The organism is Haloprofundus sp. MHR1 (assembly GCF_005155585.1).
Lineage (GTDB): Archaea > Halobacteriota > Halobacteria > Halobacteriales > Haloferacaceae > Haloprofundus > Haloprofundus halophilus.
Window position 1 is genome coordinate 2,358,203 of the sequence record NZ_CP039833.1, and the last position, 20,150, is coordinate 2,378,352.

Consider the following 20,150-nt stretch of genomic DNA (forward strand, 5'->3'; position numbering starts at 1 on the left):
GGTCTGCGGCCTCTCCGGTCCACGGTTCGATGTCCTGGTCGAAGGCCGCGCGCGCGATGGCGTGTGCCGCCGTCGGATTCGTCACGAACATGAACACGAGGAGAAACACCGCCTTCACCGTCGGAATCCCGGCACCGTAGACGGCCGCGACGGCCGCGAGACCGAGCACCGCACCGAGCGTGTCGCTCTTGGAGGCGGCGTGCGCCCGCGTGTAGAGGTCCGGGAGGCGGAGCACGCCAACCACGGCGACGAAGGCGAAGAAGACGCTGCCGGCGAGCAGCGCGACGACGGCTATCTCGACGGGCGTCATATGACACCACCTCGTTCGACGGTGAACTTCGAGATGGCGATGCTCATCAGGAAGTTCAACAGCGCGTACACCAGCGCCACGTCGAGGAACCCGGGTTCGCCGAACGCCGCGGCCAGGAACGCGAGGATGACCACGGTGTTCGAGCCGATGACGTTGACGGCGATGACGCGGTCCTGCATCGTCGGTCCTTTGACGACGCGGTAGAGCACGACGATGGCGAGGGTGACGAACGCCGCCGCCGTCCCGAGCAACACGTCGGTGAGAAACGGCGTGAGGTTCGCCGGGTCGCCGGCGCCGCCCGCGGCGGCGAGAACCACGCCGTTGGCGGTCGTCGCGCTCATCGGTCGGTTCCCCCGTCGGTGGTCAGCGAGTCGTTCGGCGTCTCGCCGAGGTCCTCCTGCGCCGCGCCGCGCTCCTTCGGACTCGGGATTTGCGCGGCGGCGCGGCCGTAGAAGACGAACCTGACGGCGCGTTCGAGCGCTCCGTCGAAGAGGTCGTCGCGCGCGGACTGCGTGAGCGAGTGGATGTAGAACTCCCGATGGCTCACCTCGACGGTCAGCGTCCCGGGGGTGAGCGTGATGCTGTTTGCGAGCGTCGTCGCCGGGAGGTCGTTCCACACCGCCGCCTCGAACTTCACCATCTTCGGGTCGATGGGCAGCCGCGGGTGGAGGATGACGTAGGCCAACGCGACGTTCGCTTTCGCGATCTCCCAGAGGAGGTACGGCGTGTAGAGGAGGAGCCGACCGAGTTCGGCGGGCAGCGTGCGGAGGTCCGGTTTCCCTTTCAGCGCGATTTTCCCGAGCACGACCGTGACGACGGCGGCGCTTATCGCACCGGTGACGAGGTCGAACGTGCCGCTGAACCCGCCGAGGGTGAGATAGAAGAGGTACGACGCGCCGAAGACGAGCAGATACTGCGTCAGGCTCTCTCGCCCGACGAGCACCCCCCGGCGGGTCGGCCGTTCGACCGGCGCCTCCTCGACGCTCAACTCGGACTTCGTCAGTTCGTACTCCAGCGGTCGGAGCATCGGCGCGTTGCCGCCCGGTTGGTACTCCGGGTCGACGACAACCCGGCCGAGGTCGTGTTCTCTCGCGTACGAGACGATGACACGAGCGAAGTCGGCCGGACTGAACAGGTACTCGTCGGCACCGACGACGGCCGTCTCTATCTCGACGGTCGGTTCCGCCGCGTCGGCCTCGTCGTCGCCGAGGTCTTCGTGAGCCCACACCTCGACGCGGTCGAGTAGTTCTTGGGCTCGTTCGAACTTGCCGGCGCGCGTCGGTTCGACCGCCCGCCACAACGCCGGGTAGACGAAGTGAACCGCCGCGGAACTGTCGGTGTCGGCGGCGCGTTCGCGGGCGGTCCGCACGGCGTACGCGACGGTGTTGCGCAGCGTCGGCGACTCGCCGACTGGAACGAGTACGCGCGCGCCGGTCTCGCGCGCCGCGGATTCCGTCGACTTCCTCGCGTCGGTCGCCTCACCCGCCACGGTCTCTCAACTCCGTTCGGCGACGGCCGGCAGGCCAACAGTCGCTCATGCGTGTTCGACCCGTCATGCTAGCTAATCGTATGAAGCGAGTAGCTGTTGACGCAAAACTATTCTTATCTCTGTCTCGCTTTCGGGAGTTGTTACGCGTCCAGTTCGTCGAGGCGAAGTGCCGTCTGTCGTCGCTGCCGACCGACGGCGACGGCCGGCTCGTGCTCCGTGAGGAGTGCGGTCACGCTCCGAGTTCCGCGGCGAGTTCGTCGGCGACCTGCCCGCCGAGTCCCGCCTTGTCGCCCTCGTACTCGCCGGTCCGACCCGACTCGCGGACGAACAGCGCCCGCGTCGCGTCCTCGCCCATCACGCTCGCGTCGTTGGCGACGACGAACGACAGCGACGCCCGGTCGAGAATCCGTTTCGCCTCGGCGACCATCGACTCGTCGTCGCCCGCCGTCTCGGCTTTGAACCCGACGATAGGGAGGTCGGGGCGGGCGTCCCGGACCGCGTCGACGAGTTTCGGCGTCGGCCGCAGGTCGAGCGTCCGCGACTCCCCGGAGCGGATCTTCTCGTCGGCGGCGTCGACGGTGAAGTCGGAGATGGCGGCCGCGGAGACGAGGGCGTCGGCGGGTGCGACGTCGTCAGCCTCGTCGCCGGCACAGGCGGCTTCGACCGCGGCGAGCATCTCGGCGGCGCTCTCGACGCGTTCGACCGAGGCGTAGGGAACGTCGGGCCCGTCGTGGACGAGCGTCACGTCGGCTCCGCGGACGTAGCAGGCGCGGGCGACTTCGCGGCCGGTTCGTCCCGACGCGCGGTTCGTCAGCACGCGAATCGGGTCGATTCGCTCGCTCGTCGCGCCGCTGGTGACGACGACGCGCTTCCCCGAGAGCGTCCGCTCGGTCGTCGCTCGGGCGACGTCCGTCACGATGGCCTCCTCGGTGGCGATTTTCGCTTTGCCCTCCTCGATTCGCGGGTCGACGAAGGAGACGCCCCACGACTCGACGCGGTCGATGGCGTCGAGCACGCCCGGGTGGTCGTACATCGGTTCGTGCATCGCGGGCGCGACGACGACGGGCATCCCCGCGCCGAGGGCGGTGGTCGCGCAGGTCGTCACGGGCGTGTCGTCGACGGCGGCGGCGATTTTGCCGACCGTGTTGGCCGTCGCGGGCGCGAGCAGGAGCACGTCCGCCCAGCCGTCGCGTCCGCAGAGTTCGACGTGCTCGACGCGGCCCGTAATCTCCGTGACCACCGGGTTGTCGGTGGCGAACTCCACGGCCCACGGGTGGACGATACCGCGGGCGCTGTCGGTCACGACGGCGCGAACGTTCGCCCCCTGCCGCCGGAGCTCGTGGGCCAGTTCGACTACTTTGACCGCAGCGATACTGCCCGACACCCCCAGCGCGACGTTGACTCCCTGAAGCATCTGGTGGGAAGTGGGGAGCGACGGTAAATAGTACCGTGCGGTTCGCGGATTCGACGCTTCGACCACACCGGTTTGCAAATGCTCCGAACTGAAACCCGCCCCAGCGAGGTCGAGGCGTCCGATTTCGGGACCAGATAAACGTCTTTCGGTGGGCGAGAGACACCGATTTGCAAATGATTCGGCGACTCGGGGCCTAATCCCCTTGAACTCGAATATCTTGCCAGGCGTGGCCCATCGACTCGAACGCCTCGCGAACCTTCGAGCGGTCGACCTCGTCGGAGAACTCGAACTCGTAGTACTGGCCGCCTTTGATCCCCTCGTTGTTGTCGTGGGAGGTGAGAAAGCCGAGCATCGCCAGTTTCGTCAGGTGGTTGTACATGCCGCGCTGGCTCAGCGGGTCGGCGGCGTAACTCTCGGCGACGGCGCGGTACGCGCGGTGAACCTCCTTCACGCGGGCGGGCGTCGCGTCGGCCTTCGAGAGGTGGGCGACGGCGGCGAGCACGTAGCGTTTGTGCGCGTCCTGGTCGGTGATGGAGTCGACCATGTCGCCGTACTCCAGGTCGTCTTTCGCCTCGTGGACGTCGCCCTCGACGATGGTCGTTCGACCGTCGTTCTCGGCGATTTCGCCCGCCCTTCGGAGGAGGTTGATCGCTTTTCGCGCGCTTCCCGAGGATTCGCGGGTGGCGAGCGCCGCACAGAGCGCGATGACGTCGTCGCCGTACGTCTCGTCGTACAGCGCGCGGGAGGCGCGGTCGCGCAGAATCTCGCGCAGTTGCATCGCGTTGTAGGCGGGGAACTTGATCTCGGTCTCGCAGAGCGTGTCCTTGACCTTCGGCGAGAGGTTCGACCGGAACGTGTAGTCGTTGGAGATGCCGATGAGACCGATGCGGGCGTTTTCGACCTTCTCGTTCGCCCGCGCGCGCGGGAGTTCGTAGAGGATGGTGTCGTCGGCGCCGATGCGGTCGACCTCGTCGAGGATGACCAGCACCGTGCCGCCGAGGGCGTCCATCTCCTCGTACAGCATCGAGTACACCGCTTGCGGGGCGTAGCCCGTAGAGGCGATCATGTCCTTTGGCGGGCGGAGTTCGTTGACCAGCGCGATGGCGACCTGGTAGGAGGAGGTTCGCTCGCCGGTGGAGGTGAGGTTCTGGCAGTTCACCTTGACGATGGTGAGGTCGACGGGGGCGGCGGCGTCTGCGCTGTCTGCGGCGTCGGTCTCGACGGACGGTTGCGCGTTCCCGTCGTCGTCCGCTCGCTGGTCGTTCCGTTCGTGCTGTCGCTCGATGTCCTCGTTCTTCTGGCGGATGTCGGCTTCTAACTGCGTCGTGAGGTGGTTCGTCACGGCGGTCTTGCCGACGCCGGTGTCACCGTAGAGGAAGGCGTTCTGCGGTGGACGGCCCTTGTAGATGGGTTTGAGGACGTTGATGTACTCCGTCATCACCTCGTCGCGGCAGAGGATGGTGTCGGGGGTGTAGTCCTCTTCGAGCACCTCGATGTCGCGAAACACCTCGGCCTCGTCTTCGAAAATAGAGTCGGGAGCCATTGTTCGTGCCTGCCGTGTGCCGCTACTTAGTGCTTTGCAAATGCTTCACGTGTTTCAAGTGCTACTCGTGTCCGACGGCTCGGCCGTCTACCCGGGCCGTCGCCGGAGACACCGTCACTCGGAGAGAGAGAGAGCGGTTTTCAAATGTTCGGCGCCGCCTCGTAGACCCGAGAATCGGCGAGAAGCGAGCGACCCGAACGGACCCTCTCTCACACCAGTTTGCAAATGCTCCGGGTGCGAGAGGGTGGGGGTGGGGGCGCGAGGCGGAATCAGCCGACCATCGACGACCAGCGGCCGTTCTCATACGGATTTAGACTCAGTCACGAGGTACCGTGGCCAGTGTTAACACGGGTGATTGCCTCGAAAGGCCATTCCTATGATTATATCTTTCTAAACTAGTGTAGTGTAGTGTAGTGTTTTCTCACCTAATCGACAGACGTAACCGACCCCAAACATTTGAAAATCGGTGTGGTCCGTCGGCCGAACGGCGTGATTTATATACTACCCCCTGACTCGCGCTCGACTGTCGCCGAACCGACCCCCTCTCTCGACCCGCCGAACATTTGAAAACAGGTGTGGGAGGGTGGCATCTCGTCGGCTTCGCCGAATCTCTTCGATAGCTCCGACGTCGGCGAGTTCGACGTCGACCCAGCACGGACTACTCGGTTCACTCGGGCTACTCGGCCCACTCAGATTGCTCGGTTTACTCGGGCTACTCGGCCCACTCAGATTGCTCGGCTCACTCGGACTACCCGACTCTCTTGAACTCTTCCGGGATATCCGACAACTTCACTCGTCGTCGACGAGACTCGGGTGAGTGCGCTGTGGCTCCGGATGCGACTCGGCGAACGACGCCTGCATCGTCTCCAGCGACTCGGCTTCGCGGCGACGGCGTTCGGCCTCGTCTATCTCCTCGCAGCCCGGCGGAACCTCCCGACCGCGGTCGGTGAAGTAGCCCTTCGGCGTGACCCAGTCGTTGTAGAACGGCGTCTCCGAGTCGTGAACGAGCGTAATCGCGGTCTGCGCGCCGTGACCCGCGGCGACGACCGCCTGGTGGTAACGCTCGGTCAGCCGTCCGGCGGCGTACAGTCCCTCGACGCTCGTCCGGCCGAGGCCGTCGTCGCCGATGTACGTCTTGCTTCCAGCGACCCGGAGGTCGACTCCGAGGCCGTCGAGGTAGCTGGTGTCGCTCCACGAGGCGGCGACGACGTACGTCGCGTAGAGTCCGGAGTCGGTGTCCACGTCGCCGTCGACTCCCGCGCGGAAACCCCCGCCGTCGACGCGCCGGAGGTCGGTCACGCGTCCGTCGACGAACGCACTGCCGCTACGTCGGGCCTGTTCGCGCTGCATCTCGCAGAACAGACGGGGGTTGACGCCCGCCGGGAAGCCGGGGACGTTCTCTAAGTGCGCGTTTCGCTTGACGATGGAGTTGCCGTCGTCGACGACGACGGTATCGAGTCCGGCACGCGCGGTGAACGTCGCCGCGCTCAGTCCGGCGACGCCGCCGCCGACGACGAGCACGTCGTGGCGGTCGTAGTCAGCCGCGTCGTTCGATACTGGGGCTTCAGTCTGGGACGTGTCGCTCATATCGGTTCGTAGTTCGGACTCCGGTGAAGCGTCGTCGATTTCGGTTCGTTGTCGTCGTCGGAACTCGTCGGCGACGAGGGGATCGGCCTCGGCTGGTGCCGTCGCGTGTCGCCGCGCACCGTCACGTCTCCCATCACGCACCCTCCGTCACGACGCTCGCGACGCGTTCGCGGTCGAACAGCCGCTCGTCCTCCGGAATCGCGTACGTCCCGTCGTCGTCGTAGCCGGGCCACTCGCCGAACCGTTCGGGGTAGATCTGCTTGGCCGCCATCTCCAACTGGAAGATGTTGTAGAGCGGTCCCTGCAGCGGCGACCCACCCGTGTAAACGCGGTCGTTCTGCATCGCGGTGAGTTCGCCGCCGACGGGGTCGTCCTTCAGGTCGACCATCGCCTCGTACCGGTCGCTCCCGCCCACGTCGAAGTTGTGTATCAGCACGTCGGGGTCGACTTCGAGCATCGCTTCGAGGTCGTAGCTCGCGTCGTAGTCGGCTTCGTACGTCCGGTCACTCTCGGCGAACACGTCCCGGACGCCGAGGGGGCGGTAGTGCGAGACGCCGAAGCCGTCGTTCGCTATCTTGTACGGCGAGAACGTCTGCGCGTCCGCGTCGTAGATGACGAGGCCGACGGTCGGTCGGTCCGACTCCGGCGGGAGGTTCGACTCCAGTTCCGAGACGAGTTCGTCTCGGACCTCCCGAAGCGCCTCCCACCGCTCGGTCTCCCGGTACAGTTCGGCGACTTTGCCCGACAGCTCCCAGAGTGTGTAGTACTCGTAGTCGTCGACGCCGGGGTCGCTGTGGGCGCGGCTGTACCGGTTGGCGAAGAACGGCCCGACGTTCGTCTCTATCTCCTCGATGTCGGCCTCGTCGAGGCCGAAGCTGCCGACGTTCAGAATCCACGTCGGGTCGATGAAGTGGACGTCGGAGTCGAGTTCGTAGAAGATCTCCTTGTCGACGCCGTCGTTCCACAGTTTCGACCGACTCTCGGGATCGAACTCGACGCCGTCGAGCTGGTCGTAGTAACCCGTGTAGAACGACTCCGGGAACCCGATGGAGTTCACAGTTTCGCCGCGACCGAAAGCCACGGCCATGTCCACGTACTGCGGGCTGTACGCCATCGCGTTCTCGGGGACGGCGTCGAACGATACCTCGCCCATCGGCGAGATGCTGACCGAGTACCCGCCCTCGCCCGTCTCGCCGTCGGTCGACTCCTGACCCGTCTGCTCGGTTCCGTCGGCTGTCGACCCGTCTCCGGCGCTCGCGTCGTTCTCGCCGTCTCCGCCGTCTCCGTCGTCTCCACCGCCGACACAGCCGGCGACTCCGATGCTCGCGGCGATGGCCGCGGTCCCCGTAAGAAACTGTCTACGCTCGAAGGCTGTCTCCTCGTCTTGCATGTTTTTTAGGCTCGCCTAATCCATAGTAAGCGCTTCGAATTTTAGGCGCACCTAAAAGCTTCGACAGAGCGGAGTACAGTGGACGTTTCGGCAGGGTAGGAACTGTCAGCTATCGACCGGAATGCGGCTCCTCGGTGGGTCCGTCACTGGATGTCTCAACGGGTCCGTCACTGGATGTCTCAACGAGTCCGTCACTGGATGTCTCGCCGGTCCGTCACTCGTCCATCGCGCGGTGCGGCGAGATGTGCGGTCCGGTCGGGTGGTCGGCGTCGACGGTGGCTTCGACGCGGAACACGTCGCGCAGCAGTTTCTCGGTGACGACTTTCCTGGGCGGGCCCCAGTCGTACAGTTCGCCGTCGCGCATGGCGACGAGGTTGTCCGCGAAGCGCGCCGCCTGGCCGATGTCGTGGAGGACGACGGCGACGGTGACGTCGCGCTCGCGGTTGAGCGTCCGGACGACCTCCATCACGCGCAACTGGTGGTGCAAGTCGAGATACGTCGTCGGTTCGTCCAACAGCAACACGTCGGTGTCCTGCGCAAGCACCATCGCAATCCACGCCAACTGCTTCTGCCCGCCGCTGAGGTTTCCGACCTGCGAGTCGCGGATGTGCTCGACGCCCGCCAGCGAGATCGCCTCGTCGACGGCCGCCTCGTCCTTCTCGTCGACCGTCTCGAAGAACCCGCGGTGCGGATAGCGGCCGTGGTAGACCAGCTCCTCGACGGTGAGACTGCCGGGCGCTTCGTTCTCCTGCGAGAGCAGCCCGAGCCGCTTGGCGAGCTCCTTCGTCCCGAACGTCTGGAGTTCGTGTCCATCCAGGAGGACGCTGCCGCGTTCCGGTTCGAGCTGGTTCGACAGCGAGCGAAGCAGCGTGCTCTTTCCTGACCCGTTCGGACCGACGAGCGCGGTCACCTCGCCCGCGGGGACGACGACGGAGTCGCACTCGACGACCGGTTCCGGCGTCGTCGGGTAGCCGATTGCGAGGTCCTCGCCGACGAGTTCCGTCGCTTCGACGGCCTCCGTCCGCATCTCCTCGTCGGGCGTCTCTCCGTTCGTTCGGTTCGACGCCGTCGAACTCGACGATTCCGCCGCGTTCGACGATTCCGCCGCGTTCGACGATTCCGCCGCGTTCGACGATTCCGCCGCGTTCGACGACGACTCCGTCGAGACGTTCGTGTCTACCATCAGATTTCACCCAGTTGCTGTTTCTTCCGCATGAGATAGAGGAAGTACGGCCCACCGACGAGACCGGTGACGATGCCGACCGGAATCTGCGCCGGATTGAGCGCGAGACGCGCGCCCACGTCCGCGCCGACCAGCAGCGCGGGCCCGGCGAACACACAGCCGACGACCAGCCGACGGTAGTCGCTGCCGACGATGTTGCGCACGATGTGCGGGACGACGAGGCCGACGAAGCCGACGATGCCGGCGACGGCGATGGCGGCGCTGGCGGCGAGGATGGCGACGCCCGACAGCGCGAATCGGACGCGTTCGACGGACATCCCGAGCGCCTGCGCCGTTTTCTCGCCGAGGAGAAGCACGTTCAACTGCCGAGCGCCGGCGATAGCCAGCACCACCGACAGCACCGTCCACGGCAGCGCCGTCCGGACCTGCTCCCAGTCGGTGCCCGTCAGCGACCCCGTCGTCCACGCGATCGCGCTCTGGACGACGCCGATGTCGCTCGCGAAGAAGAAGATAGCCGTCTGCATCGACCCGAAGATAGTCGAGACGATGACGCCGGCGAGGACGAGTCGAACCGGACTCGTCCCGTTCTTCCACGCGATACTGTAGACGAGCAGGAAGGCGACCGTGCCGCCGAGCGCCGCGAGAATCGGCAGGTAGACGGCCAATCCGGTGAAGAACACGAGCGTCAGCAGGATGGTCAGTCCCGCGCCCGAACTGACGCCGAGGATGTACGGCGAGGCGAGTTCGTTGCGCGTCACGGCCTGAAATATCGCCCCCGATACGGCGAGGTTCGCGCCGACGAGCGCGCCGACGACGACCCGCGGGAGCCTGATGTTCCAGACGATGATCGTCTCTCTCGCCAACTCCGGTGCGGTGGCCTCGAAGCCGAACGCCCTCGCGGCGGCGTCTGCGGCCCCCTCCCCCAAGAAGAACTGCAACAGGAGATACGGACTCGTCAGCACTGCCGGGTCGAACACCGCGCGCCACGCCTGTACGATACTCATCGAGTACGTCCCGAAACTCACCTGCACGAGCGCGGCGAACACGACGACGGCGACACTGGCGAGCGCGAGCGAGACGAGCGGCGCGTTTATCCAACCGAATCGGGTCCGTCCCCCGGCGTTGTCGTACTCGCCGCTTCGAGCGTCACTCGCCATCTACCGAACGCCCCCTCGGCGCCGTCCGAGTCGTCCCCGACCCCGAGATGGCTGTTTCGCGTACCGTCCGTCTCGGTGTCGCCCACCAGTGTCTCTCGGACGCTTCATGCCCGGAACTGGCGTCTCGCCGAGTCAAAAGAACTTCGATTTTTAGGAGTACCTAAATTGCCTCCCGCGGGCTCAGTTCGGGGTGTCGACGCCGCGTTCGACGAAGAACGTCGCCATCGACGGCACGAGTTCGACCCGGCCGACGGGTTCGACCCGGTCGACGAGTTCGACCGTCTGACGCTCTTCGTCGTAGTTCACGACATCGGCGCGGACGAGTTTCGGCACGTGGCTGTGGTGGAGGTTGATGTACGCCGGCGAACTCTCGCGCGTCTGGTCTTCGAGCTCCGTCCCCATCTCTATCGCCGTGAGCACTCGCGCGAGCATCGCCAGCGAGACGGGACCGTTCGCCTCGAACAGACGGTCGGCGGCCCAGAGGCGACGTTCGTCGCTCAGCGCGTCGAACAACTCGACTGCGCGCCTGTCGCGGAGCCCCGACGTGGTACGCTCCTCGGTCGGCGGGCCGAGGTTCGCTGTCATACGATACCACACCTCCCCTCTCCTCGTAAATCCGTCTTCCCAACCGAACAAAATATCCGATACGTGTACGCGTGGGTGACTATCACTAGATTCTGAAATTTACGAACGTGAACTATACGGTGGAATATCGGAACATCTGACCGGTTCCCGCGGCTGTTTTTCTACTCAATATAAGTATTTGGAGACGTACCGTCGGGACATCCGTGACATCCATCTCCCGTCACTCCGGACTCCGTCCCGTCCTCTCGACCGTACTGCCTCGGAGGAGCTGTCTCCGATGACCGAAGAGACGGCCGACGGCGAACGGTCACGGCTCGTCTCGTCGGTTCCGCTCGACGATTACCGTACCGCGACGGAGGCCGTCGTCACCGCAGTGGCGGCGCTGGAGGAGACGACGCCCCGTGGACTACCGCCGCTCCGGAGATACCTCGACGCGGACGCGCTGGAGAACGTCCTCGTCCCGCCTCGACGCGACATCGCTTCGACCGTCCGGGTCGGGTTCACCTATCTCGACTACGAAATCGTCGTCACCGCCGGCGAGACGGCCGAAATCTTCGAATCGAACGAAACTGAGTGAGAAGACGGGGCGAACGAATCGAACGAGACGAATAGGACGAGCGTGGCAAACGGGACGAGCGTGGCAAACGGGACGGGCGAGACGGGCGAGTTAGGCGAGGTGAACGAGTCGGGCGAGGTGAACGAGTCGATAGAGCCCTCGCTGACCGAACCGATAGTCACACGACAGAACGGCGGAGACGCTCGCGTCGGCTTGATTAGCCGGAGACGATATCCGACACCGCGCCCCGGTCGAACAGTTCGCCCTCGAAGGTGTCGGGGAAGAAGTCCTTGGCGGCGCGTTCGAGCGTGAACAGGTGCTGGATGGGGCCCTGGTAGATTGGGCCGCCGCGGAACACCATCTCGTTTTGGACTGCCGAGAGCTGACTCGCCACGTTGTGTTGCTGCATGAACGACAGCACCGTATTGGCGAACTCGTCGGCGGATTTGTCCTCGTGTCCGCGCACGAGTAAGACGTCCGGGTCGACTTCGAGCATCGTCTCGTAGTCGATAGTGCCGCGCTCGCTCGTCGAGAGGCCGCTGACGCCGGTGCCTTCCAGCGCGTCCCTGATACCGAGGTCGTGGAACTGTTTCTTGTTCGTTCCCTTATCGGTGAGACGATACGGGGAGAACTCCTCGGGTTCGTCGCCGGCACCGAACGTCAACAGCGCGTTCGGACGCTCGGACTCCGCGGGCAGTTCCGACTGCACCGAGGAGACGTAGTCGTCGTGAAGCGACCGGAACTGCTCGAAGCGCTCCTGCTGCTGGAACACCTGCGCGACTTTCTCGAACGCCTCGTACATCGTGTAGTACTGGTAGTCGTGCCACGAGGAGTCCGTCCGCCGGAAGATGGTGTTGCCGATGAAGGGGCTGACGTTCGTACGGAGTTCGTCGATATCGGACATCTCCAGGCCGAAACCCGACCCGCTGACCAGCCAGTTCGGGTCGACGACGTGGACGTCGGCGTCGAGCTCGTAGAGCAGTTCCTTGTCGATCTGCGAACTCTCGCCGAGCAGCTGCGTGAGCGACTCCTTGTCGACGCTGACGCCGTCGAGTTCGTCGTAGTACTGCGTGTGATAACGCGGCTTGTTGCCGACGGCGAGCAGTCCGTCGGACTGTCCGAGTGCGACGCCCATGTCGGCGTATCCCGCTTCGTACGCCAACCACGTCTCCGGCACCGACTCGAACGTCACGTCGCCGACGGGCACCATCGAGACGGTGTACGACCCGCTCTGTTCGGTGTCGGTCTCGCCGTCCGTCTGGTCTGAACCGTCGGTCCCCGAGGCCGACGAGTTTCCTTCGGACCCGCCCGAAGGCGTCGATTCGTCGGCGCTGTCCGAACAGCCAGCGAGTGCGGTCGCCAGCGCCCCCGCGCTGAGACCCAGATACTTGCGTCGTCGCATACCTGTTTAGGTTCACCTAAATCCAATAAAAGCGTCGATTGTTAGGCGCGCCTAAACGTGGGTTGGTGTCACACTGCACACCGAACGCGGGCGCGTCGTCCGGGGTGAGGCCCTCGGGCGGTCGAGACGCTTGACTTCCCGACGTTCGACTTTCCGGTGGCCGAGACGCTCGACTTTCCGACGCTCGACTCCCGCAACGCTTAGGCTACCGGCTACACATCTTCAGCCGTGGACGAGATTGCCGTTTCGACGGTCGTGTACCTCCCGCCCGAGGAGGTGTACGAGTTCCTCGTCGATTTTCCCCGATACGCGAACTACTCGAAGTATCTCACCGACGTGCGCGCCGACGGCGACGGCTCCGCGGGAACCGAGTACGCGCTCCGCTTCGAGTGGTGGAAACTGACGTACACCGCCCACTCGGAGGTGACCGAACTCGCCCCGCCACACCGCGTCGAGTGGCGACTGACGAAGACGATAAACGCGGAGGGGCGGTGGCTCGTCGAACCGCTGGACGAACTCCCCGAAGACGCGCCGCCGGACGCCGACACCGCCTGCCGCGTCGTCATCGAGGTGGAGTTCGACCCCGACAGCGCCCACGGCGCGCTGGACCTGCCGATGTTCGTCTCCTTCGACAGAGTCATCGAGAAGGTCAAACCGCTCGTCGTCAAGGAGGCCGAGCGCGTCGTCGAACGCGTCGTCGCCGACCTCGAGGGCCGCGAGCGGTCGGTGACGCTCGAAGTCAGGGACCGACCGGACGAACTCTGAGCCGGACGAACTCCGAGCCGGACGAACTCCGAGCCGGACGAACTCCGAGTCGGTCGAACTCCGAACCGGACGAACTCCGAGTCAGTCGAACTCCGAGCCGGTGAACGCCCCGTCACGGTCGGCGGACGCGTTCTCACGCGAGAGCGGGGCGTCCCGAGACGAAAAGACAAATGTAGTCGGACGACCGCCGAGTGGTATGAACAGAGGTGCGGGGACTCCGTGCGCGTGATCATCATCGGCGCCGGTCAGGTCGGCGAGAGCATCGCCTCCGACCTCGACAGGAGCCACGAAGTCGTTATCGTCGAACGCGACGCCGACCGCGTCGAGGACCTCACGTACTCGCTGGACGTGCTCGCCGTCCAGGGCGACGGCACGTCGCTGTCGGTGCTTCGGGAAGCCGGCATCGACGAGGCGGACATGCTCATCGCGACGACCGACAACGACGAGACGAACATCGTCGCCTGCGCGACGGCGAAAGCCATCAGCGACGCGTTCACCGTCGCACGCGTGAAGAACACCGAACACCTCCGCACGTGGCAGCAGTCCGGCGACGCCTTCGGTATCGACTTCATGGTCTGCACCAACCTGCTGGCGGCGGAGGCCATCGTCCGCATCATCGGCCTGCCCGCCGCCCGCGACGTCGACCCGTTCGCGGAGGGTCGCGTCCAGATGGCCGAGTTCGAGGTTAGTCCCGACAGCCCCGTCGCCGACCAGACTGTGCGCGAGGCCGACCGCTTCGACTCGCTGACGTTCGCGGCCATCCTCCGGAACGGCGAGGTCGTCATCCCCCGCGGGGAGTCGGTCATCAGCGCCGGCGACCGCGTCGTCGTCATCGGGAGCCCCGAGAGCGTTCAGGCGTTCTCGGACGCGCTCGTCCCCGCCGAGTCGCCGGGGTCGCCCGAGGAGGTCGTCATCGTCGGCGGGAGCGAGGTCGGCTACCACGTCGCCCGCCTGCTCGAAGAGCGGGGACTGCGCCCGCGACTCATCGAGTACGACTCCGAACGGGCGCGACGCCTCGCCGAGAAACTCCCGGGCACTATCGTGATGGAGAGCGACGCGACGAACGCCGAGTTCCTCGAACGCGAGCACGTCGGCGACGCAGACGTCGTCGTCTCCGCGCTCGACTCCGACGAGAAGAACCTCCTCGTCTCGCTGCTCGCGACCCGTCTCGGTGCCGGCCGGACGGTGGCGATTATCGACACCCCCACGTACGTCGAACTGTTCGAGGCCGTCGGCGTCGACGTGGGGTTGAATCCCCGCGAAGTCGTCGCCGAGGAGATCACCCGCTTCACTCACGAGGGGGGCGCGGAGAACGTCGCGCTCATCGAGAGCGACAAGGCCGAAGTGCTGGAGATAGAGGTCGACCGCGACAGCATCCTCGTCGGACAGCCCATCAGCGAGGTGATGACGGAACTGCCCGACGGCGTCGTCATCGGCGCTATCACCCGCCACGACGAGTTCGTCACCCCGCGCGGCGACACCGTCATCGAACCCGGCGACCACGTCGTCGTCTTCGTCGACATCGAAGTGCTCGACGACGTGACGCCGAGGCTCTGAGCGCGGCACGTCGTCCCCGCGGCACGTCGTCCCCGCGGCGCGTGGCTCGGCGTTTCCGCCGAATGCGGGATTCCACTACGTTCATACGCTCCGCATCGAAACAGGCTCGCACTCGTGACATCTTCGTCGAATCGGTGGCGGTCGATGCATCTGCGCGTCGACTACCGCGCCAGTCTCAGTCTCGTCGGGACGGTGCTGAAGTATCTGGTCGTTCCGCTCGCGCTGCCGGTCGCCGTCGCGCTCTACTACGGCGAGTCGGTCGTCCCGTTTCTCGTGACGATGCTCGTCACCGCGGCGGTCGGAACGTGGTTAGAGCGCCTCGACCCCGAACCGGACCTCCGAGCGCGAGAGGGTTTTCTGATGGTCGGGGTGACGTGGCTGGCCGTCGCCCTCGTCGGCACGATTCCGTATCTCGTCGAGGCCCACGGGATTCCGTTTCTGTTCGAACCCCTCTCGCCGGCGTCGACGCTCGCGAACCCGGTGAACGCGCTGTTCGAGAGCATGAGCGGCTTCTCTACCACGGGTTCGACCGTTCTCGGGGACATCTCCTTCGAGACCCACGGCCGCGCCATCATGATGTGGCGGCAGCTCACGCAGTGGCTCGGCGGGATGGGAATCGTCGTTCTCGCGGTCGCCATCCTCCCGCAGCTCTCCGCCGGCGGCGCGCAGTTGATGGACGCCGAAGCGCCCGGCCCGAGTATCGAGAAACTCACGCCGCGTATCGCCCAGACGGCGCGTCTCCTGTGGGCTGCGTACCTCGGGTTCACCGTCCTCGAAATCCTCCTCCTGTACGGTCTCCACCGCGGCGGGATGGCACCGCAGATGGACTTCTACAACGCCGTCGCTCACGGGTTGACGACGATGCCGACCGGCGGCTTCTCGCCGGAGGCGCGGAGCATCGAGGCGTTCTCGGCGGCCGCCCAGTGGGTCGTCATCCCCTTCATGGTCGTCGCCGGAACGAACTTCGCGCTCATCTGGCACGCGCTGGCGGACGACCCGCGGACGTTCCTCGAGGACACGGAGTTCCACACGTACCTCGGCATCGTCGCCGTCCTCACCGCCATCCTCGCGGGACTGCTGTTCAGCGGAAACGGGTTTGTCGCTCCCGACGCGGTCACGGCCGGGCAGACGTACGACGCGGCCTACGTCGTCGACGCGGCGGCCGACCACGTCGGCGACGCCGAACCGTCGATACGGGCGGCGCTGTTCCAGGTGCTCGCCATCGTGACGACGACAGGGTACGCCAGTCTCGACTTCAACGCCTGGAGCGCGCCCGCGAAGTACCTCCTCCTGTTCGCGATGTTCATCGGCGGCAGCGCCGGGTCGACCGGTGGGGGCATCAAAATCGTCCGCTGGTACGTCATCCTCAAATCCCTCCGCCGTGAACTGTTCACGACGGCACACCCGGAGGCGGTTCGCCCCGTCCGACTCGGCGACCGCGCACTCGACGAGCGGGCCGTCCGCGGCATCTACGCGTTTACGCTCCTCTACTTCGTCATCTTCGCCGTGGCGACGATACTGCTCGGACTCGACGCCGTCCGCGTCGGCCTCGACGTGACGGTGTTGGAACTCGTGAGCGCGTCGGCGACGACCATCGGCAACGTCGGTCCGGGCTTCGGCTTCCTCGGCCCGATGGGCGGATTCGTCGAGTTCTCGAACGCATCGAAACTGCTGATGGTGGTGTTGATGTGGATCGGTCGGTTGGAGATACTTCCTGTGCTGGTCCTCCTGACGCCCGAGTACTGGAAGCGGTGAGGTCCCCGCTCTCTCGTCACGAGCGAGTCGCCCTCGGACGCTGTTCGGGCGGAACCGGAAACAGAGTGGGGTGCTCGACGGAGAGGCGCCCCGACATTTTTGCCGATACTCGACGACCACCGTCACATGGTGGATAACTCCGACATGTCGACGGGGACCGGCACGACAGCGGACGACGGCGGCACCGTCTACTGTCACAACTGCGGCGAACAGATAGACGCCGAGGCCGAACTCTGCCCGCACTGCGGCGTGCGTCAGCGCCCGCCGCCCTCGGCCGTCGACGACAAGCGACTCGTCGCCGCGCTGCTCGCCATCCTGCTCGGGTCGTTCGGCGCGCACAAGTTCTACCTCGGCCGGACGAAGGTGGGTATCCTCTACCTCCTGTTCTTCTGGACCGGGCTTCCGGGTCTCGTCGGCATCGTCGAGGGCGCGATCTACCTGTCGAAGAGCCGCGAGGAGTTCGAGGCGCGGTACGTCGAACGCGAGCACTGAACGCCCACCTTTTTCTTCGCCCTCGGCCCTCGCTTCGCTCGGGCGCTCGGCTCGAAAAAGCTGGACCAAAAAACCGCGGCTTACTGTTCGACGGCGCTGGCCGCCCGAATAATCTGCTCCTCGCCGAACTTCGGGCCGATGAGTTGGAGACCGACCGGAAGACCGTCAGCCTCGCCCGCGGGCACCGAGATGGCAGGGAGGTTCGCAAGGTTCACCGGTACCGTGTTCGCATCGGTGAGGTACAGTTGCAGCGGGTCGTCGAGGCTCTCGCCGAGTTTCGGCGGGAGGACGGGCATCGTCGGCGAGGCGAGTACGTCGACGCTCTCGAAGGCGGCGTCGAAGTCCCGTGCCACCCACGCGCGGGCGTCCTGGGCCTTCTTGTAGTACTTGTCGTGGTAGCCCGCCGACAGCGCGTAGGTGCCGAGGAGGATACGACGTTTGACCTCCGAGCCGAAGCCCTCCTCGCGGGCGCGGGCGAACGACTCGTTCCAGTTGCCCTCGTAGCCCCCCGATTTTCCGTATCTGACGCCGTCGAACCGCGCGAGGTTCGAGGAGGCTTCGGACATCGCGATGACGTAGTACGCCTGCACCGCGTGGCCGACGGACTCGAGGCTCACCTCCGTCGTCTCTACGCCCTGCGCTTCGAGTTCCGAGAGGGCGTCCTCGAACACCTCGACGACGCGGTCGTCCGCGCCGTCGACCAGTTCCGTGGAGACGCCGACGGTGAGGCCGTCGACGTCGCCGTCGGCGGCGCTCGCGTAGTCGGAGCTCGTCCCCGTCTCACGGGCGGTGCCCGTTCGACCATCCGAGGCGCTTCGTGCCTCGCTCGCGTCACGAGTCGTCGCGTCGTTGGCGTCCGGTCCCGAAATCACGTCGAGCAGCGTCGCCGCATCCTCGACGGTGGTGCCGAACGGTCCGATCTGTTCGAGGCTGTTGGCGTAGGCGACGAGTCCGTAGCGCGAGACGAGCCCGTAGGTGGGTTTGATGCCGACGACGCCGCAGAACGCCGCGGGGTTGCGAACCGAGCCGCCGGTGTCGGTGCCGAGCGCGAGGTCCGCCTCGCCCGCCGCGACCGCCGCCGCGGAGCCGCCGGACGAGCCGCCGGGGACGCGTTCGGGGTCGACGGGGTTCCTCGTCGCGCCGAACGCCGACGTCTCGGTGGTCGACCCCATCCCGAACTCGTCCATGTTCGCCTTGCCGACGATGGTCGCGCCCGCGTCCTTCAGGCGCTCGACGACCGTCGCGTCGTACGGCGGGACGTAGTCGTCGAGCATCGCCGACCCGCAAGTCGTGCGGAGACCCTCGGTGCTGATGTTGTCCTTGACGGCGACGGTCGTGCCGCTCAGCGGGCCGTCGGCGTCCGATTCGACGGTCTCCTCGGTGACGAAGATGTTGAGGTCGGCGGCCATCTACGACACCTTCGGCCCCTTGAAGAAGCCGTCTTCGGCCTCCGCGGCGTTCGAGAGCGCCTCCTCCTGACTGAGGCTCTCGCGGACCTCGTCGGGGCGCATCACGTTCACCAACTCGGCTTCGTCGTCGACTTCGGGCACTTCGTCGAGCGCGTCGAAGTACGTGAGAATATCGGCGAACTGCGCGGCGAACTCCTCGACCTCGGCGTCGTCGAGGTCGACCCGCGCGAGGGTCGCAACGTGACGCACTTCCTCCGCGTCGACGGACGTGTCGCTCATACCGTCTCGGTGTCGGGGGCCGGGAGTAAGGGTTTCGATGCACCGCGAGTCGCCGACGAGAGCGACGTTCGGCGAAAGCGAAAAGTATCGGCCCCCGTGACGAGACGCCAGCGCCACCGGACCGAATCCACCATCGAAACCCTCGGTGCGACCGGCCCGCCGGAACGTAGTTTTCGGGGCGTCTCGACCCCTAATTTCGGCACCAGACTTAAGTGAATCGCTTCCGAACAACCCGATGGAGAACAGTCCACGAGAGAGGCGTCTCTCCACCACCCCACTACCCCTAACAATGACTGATAGTGTCCGACGGTACACGGGCGAGCGCACCCGACAGAGAGACGAGGAAGAGAACGAAGACGAAGCCGACGAGACGCTGCGCTGCCCGGAGTGCGGCGGACAGTTGGCCAGCGACACCGAACACGGCGAGACCGTCTGTACCGACTGCGGTCTCGTCGTCGAGGAGGACGGCATCGACCGCGGCCCCGAGTGGCGCGCGTTCGACTCCAAGGAGAAAGACCAGAAGTCCCGCGTCGGCGCACCGACGACGAACATGATGCACGACAAGGGGCTGTCGACGAACATCGGCTGGCAGAACAAGGACGCCTACGGTAACTCGCTGTCGAGCCGCCAGCGGGAGAAGATGCAGCGGCTACGGACGTGGAACGAGCGCTTCCGCACCCGCGACTCGAAAGAGCGCAACCTCAAACAGGCGCTCGGCGAGATCGACCGCATGGCCTCGGCGCTCGGCCTCCCCGAGAACGTACGCGAGACCGCCTCGGTCATCTACCGCCGCGCGCTCGGCGAGGACCTGCTCCCCGGCCGCTCCATCGAGGGCGTCTCGACGGCCAGTCTGTACGCCGCCGCTCGTCAGGCCGGAACGCCGCGCAGTCTCGACGAGATTTCGGGCGTCTCCCGCGTCGAGAAGGACGAAATCGCCCGGACGTACCGCTACGTCGTCCGCGAGCTGAAACTCGAAATCCAGCCCGCAGACCCCGAGAGCTACGTCCCGCGGTTCGCCTCGGCGCTCGACCTCTCCGACGAGGCCGAACGCCGCGCACGAAAACTGCTGAAGAACGCCAAAGAACAGGGCGTCCACTCGGGTAAGTCGCCGGTCGGCCTCGCCGCCGCCGCCGTCTACGCCGCCTCGCTGTTGACCAACGAGAAGGTGACTCAGAGCGAAGTGAGCGACGTCGCCAACATCAGCGAAGTCACCATCCGGAACCGGTACCACGAACTGCTCGAAGCCGAAGAGCAGGTCCACCTGCCGTAGTCGGGTC

Annotated in this window: 18 protein-coding genes and 1 pseudogene; 6 read left to right on the forward strand and 13 right to left on the reverse strand. The window is 65.8% G+C overall.

Annotation, left to right across the window (positions count from 1 at the left end; genetic code table 11):
- Positions 1 to 10: 10 nt before the first annotated feature.
- The 10 genes and pseudogenes from mnhG to FCF25_RS11995 form a co-directional block, all read right to left on the reverse strand.
- Positions 11 to 310, reverse strand: a pseudogene (gene mnhG / locus FCF25_RS11945) (monovalent cation/H(+) antiporter subunit G); the annotation flags it as partial.
- Positions 307 to 564: a cation:proton antiporter gene (locus FCF25_RS11950; protein WP_117594067.1), complete on the reverse strand. Its 258-nt coding sequence runs from the start codon at positions 562 to 564 to the stop codon at positions 307 to 309. The gene FCF25_RS11950 and the pseudogene mnhG, both read right to left, overlap by 4 nt.
- An 83-nt stretch (positions 565 to 647) precedes the next feature.
- On the reverse strand, positions 648 to 1,799 hold the full coding sequence (locus tag FCF25_RS11955) for a monovalent cation/H+ antiporter subunit E (protein ID WP_137048858.1): 1,152 nt from the start codon (positions 1,797 to 1,799) through the stop codon (positions 648 to 650).
- Between the two features lie 229 nt (positions 1,800 to 2,028).
- Entirely contained in the window at positions 2,029 to 3,213 is a 1,185-nt protein-coding gene (gene coaBC / locus FCF25_RS11960) for a bifunctional phosphopantothenoylcysteine decarboxylase/phosphopantothenate--cysteine ligase CoaBC (protein WP_137048859.1), read from the reverse strand.
- 193 nt (positions 3,214 to 3,406) lie between these two features.
- A complete protein-coding gene (locus tag FCF25_RS11965) occupies positions 3,407 to 4,756 on the reverse strand; it encodes a Cdc6/Cdc18 family protein (protein ID WP_117591850.1) in 1,350 nt (449 codons plus the stop codon).
- Between the two features lie 789 nt (positions 4,757 to 5,545).
- Positions 5,546 to 6,343 carry an FAD-dependent oxidoreductase gene (locus FCF25_RS11975; protein ID WP_137048861.1) on the reverse strand — a complete coding sequence of 266 codons (798 nt, stop codon included), beginning with the start codon at positions 6,341 to 6,343 and terminating at the stop codon, positions 5,546 to 5,548.
- A 133-nt stretch (positions 6,344 to 6,476) separates the two neighbouring features.
- Complete coding sequence (locus FCF25_RS11980) at positions 6,477 to 7,733, reverse strand: twin-arginine translocation signal domain-containing protein (protein ID WP_137048862.1); 1,257 nt, start codon at positions 7,731 to 7,733, stop codon at positions 6,477 to 6,479.
- Positions 7,734 to 7,947: 214 nt separating this feature from the next.
- Entirely contained in the window at positions 7,948 to 8,916 is a 969-nt protein-coding gene (locus FCF25_RS11985) for an ABC transporter ATP-binding protein (protein ID WP_137048863.1), read from the reverse strand.
- Complete coding sequence (locus FCF25_RS11990; RefSeq protein ID WP_137048864.1) at positions 8,916 to 10,073, reverse strand: iron ABC transporter permease; 1,158 nt, start codon at positions 10,071 to 10,073, stop codon at positions 8,916 to 8,918. Before FCF25_RS11990 ends, FCF25_RS11985 begins: the two co-directional genes overlap by 1 nt.
- A gap of 180 nt (positions 10,074 to 10,253) precedes the next feature.
- Positions 10,254 to 10,658, reverse strand: coding sequence for a hypothetical protein (locus FCF25_RS11995; RefSeq protein ID WP_137048865.1), 405 nt, complete (start codon positions 10,656 to 10,658; stop codon positions 10,254 to 10,256).
- A 277-nt stretch (positions 10,659 to 10,935) separates the two neighbouring features.
- Here FCF25_RS11995 and FCF25_RS12000 point away from each other — a divergent pair, with 277 nt between their 5' ends.
- A complete protein-coding gene (locus tag FCF25_RS12000) occupies positions 10,936 to 11,235 on the forward strand; it encodes a HalOD1 output domain-containing protein (RefSeq protein WP_117591837.1) in 300 nt (99 codons plus the stop codon).
- 196 nt (positions 11,236 to 11,431) lie between these two features.
- Here FCF25_RS12000 and FCF25_RS12005 read toward each other — a convergent pair whose 3' ends face one another.
- Positions 11,432 to 12,616: an ABC transporter substrate-binding protein gene (locus tag FCF25_RS12005; protein WP_137048866.1), complete on the reverse strand. Its 1,185-nt coding sequence runs from the start codon at positions 12,614 to 12,616 to the stop codon at positions 11,432 to 11,434.
- 228 nt (positions 12,617 to 12,844) lie between these two features.
- Between FCF25_RS12005 and FCF25_RS12010 the strand changes: the two genes are divergently transcribed.
- The 4 genes from FCF25_RS12010 (at position 12,845) to FCF25_RS12025 (ending at position 17,185) form a co-directional block, all read left to right on the forward strand.
- Positions 12,845 to 13,381: a type II toxin-antitoxin system RatA family toxin gene (locus FCF25_RS12010; protein WP_117591833.1), complete on the forward strand. Its 537-nt coding sequence runs from the start codon at positions 12,845 to 12,847 to the stop codon at positions 13,379 to 13,381.
- A gap of 219 nt (positions 13,382 to 13,600) precedes the next feature.
- Positions 13,601 to 14,938, forward strand: coding sequence for a Trk system potassium transporter TrkA (trkA, locus tag FCF25_RS12015; protein WP_117591831.1), 1,338 nt, complete (start codon positions 13,601 to 13,603; stop codon positions 14,936 to 14,938).
- A gap of 144 nt (positions 14,939 to 15,082) precedes the next feature.
- Positions 15,083 to 16,693: a TrkH family potassium uptake protein gene (locus FCF25_RS12020; RefSeq protein ID WP_137048867.1), complete on the forward strand. Its 1,611-nt coding sequence runs from the start codon at positions 15,083 to 15,085 to the stop codon at positions 16,691 to 16,693.
- A gap of 126 nt (positions 16,694 to 16,819) precedes the next feature.
- On the forward strand, positions 16,820 to 17,185 hold the full coding sequence (locus FCF25_RS12025) for a TM2 domain-containing protein (protein WP_117591827.1): 366 nt from the start codon (positions 16,820 to 16,822) through the stop codon (positions 17,183 to 17,185).
- Positions 17,186 to 17,265: 80 nt separating this feature from the next.
- Here the strand turns inward: FCF25_RS12025 and gatA are convergent, their stop codons facing one another.
- Both gatA and gatC read right to left on the reverse strand, forming a co-directional pair.
- Positions 17,266 to 18,594: an Asp-tRNA(Asn)/Glu-tRNA(Gln) amidotransferase subunit GatA gene (gene gatA / locus FCF25_RS12030; protein ID WP_137048868.1), complete on the reverse strand. Its 1,329-nt coding sequence runs from the start codon at positions 18,592 to 18,594 to the stop codon at positions 17,266 to 17,268.
- On the reverse strand, positions 18,595 to 18,873 hold the full coding sequence (gene gatC, locus FCF25_RS12035) for an Asp-tRNA(Asn)/Glu-tRNA(Gln) amidotransferase subunit GatC (RefSeq protein WP_117591822.1): 279 nt from the start codon (positions 18,871 to 18,873) through the stop codon (positions 18,595 to 18,597).
- A gap of 289 nt (positions 18,874 to 19,162) precedes the next feature.
- Between gatC and FCF25_RS12040 the strand changes: the two genes are divergently transcribed.
- The gene (locus tag FCF25_RS12040) at positions 19,163 to 20,143 is read left to right on the forward strand and encodes a transcription initiation factor IIB family protein (protein WP_117591820.1); all 981 of its coding nucleotides are present in this window, start codon (positions 19,163 to 19,165) and stop codon (positions 20,141 to 20,143) included.
- Positions 20,144 to 20,150: the final 7 nt, after the last annotated feature.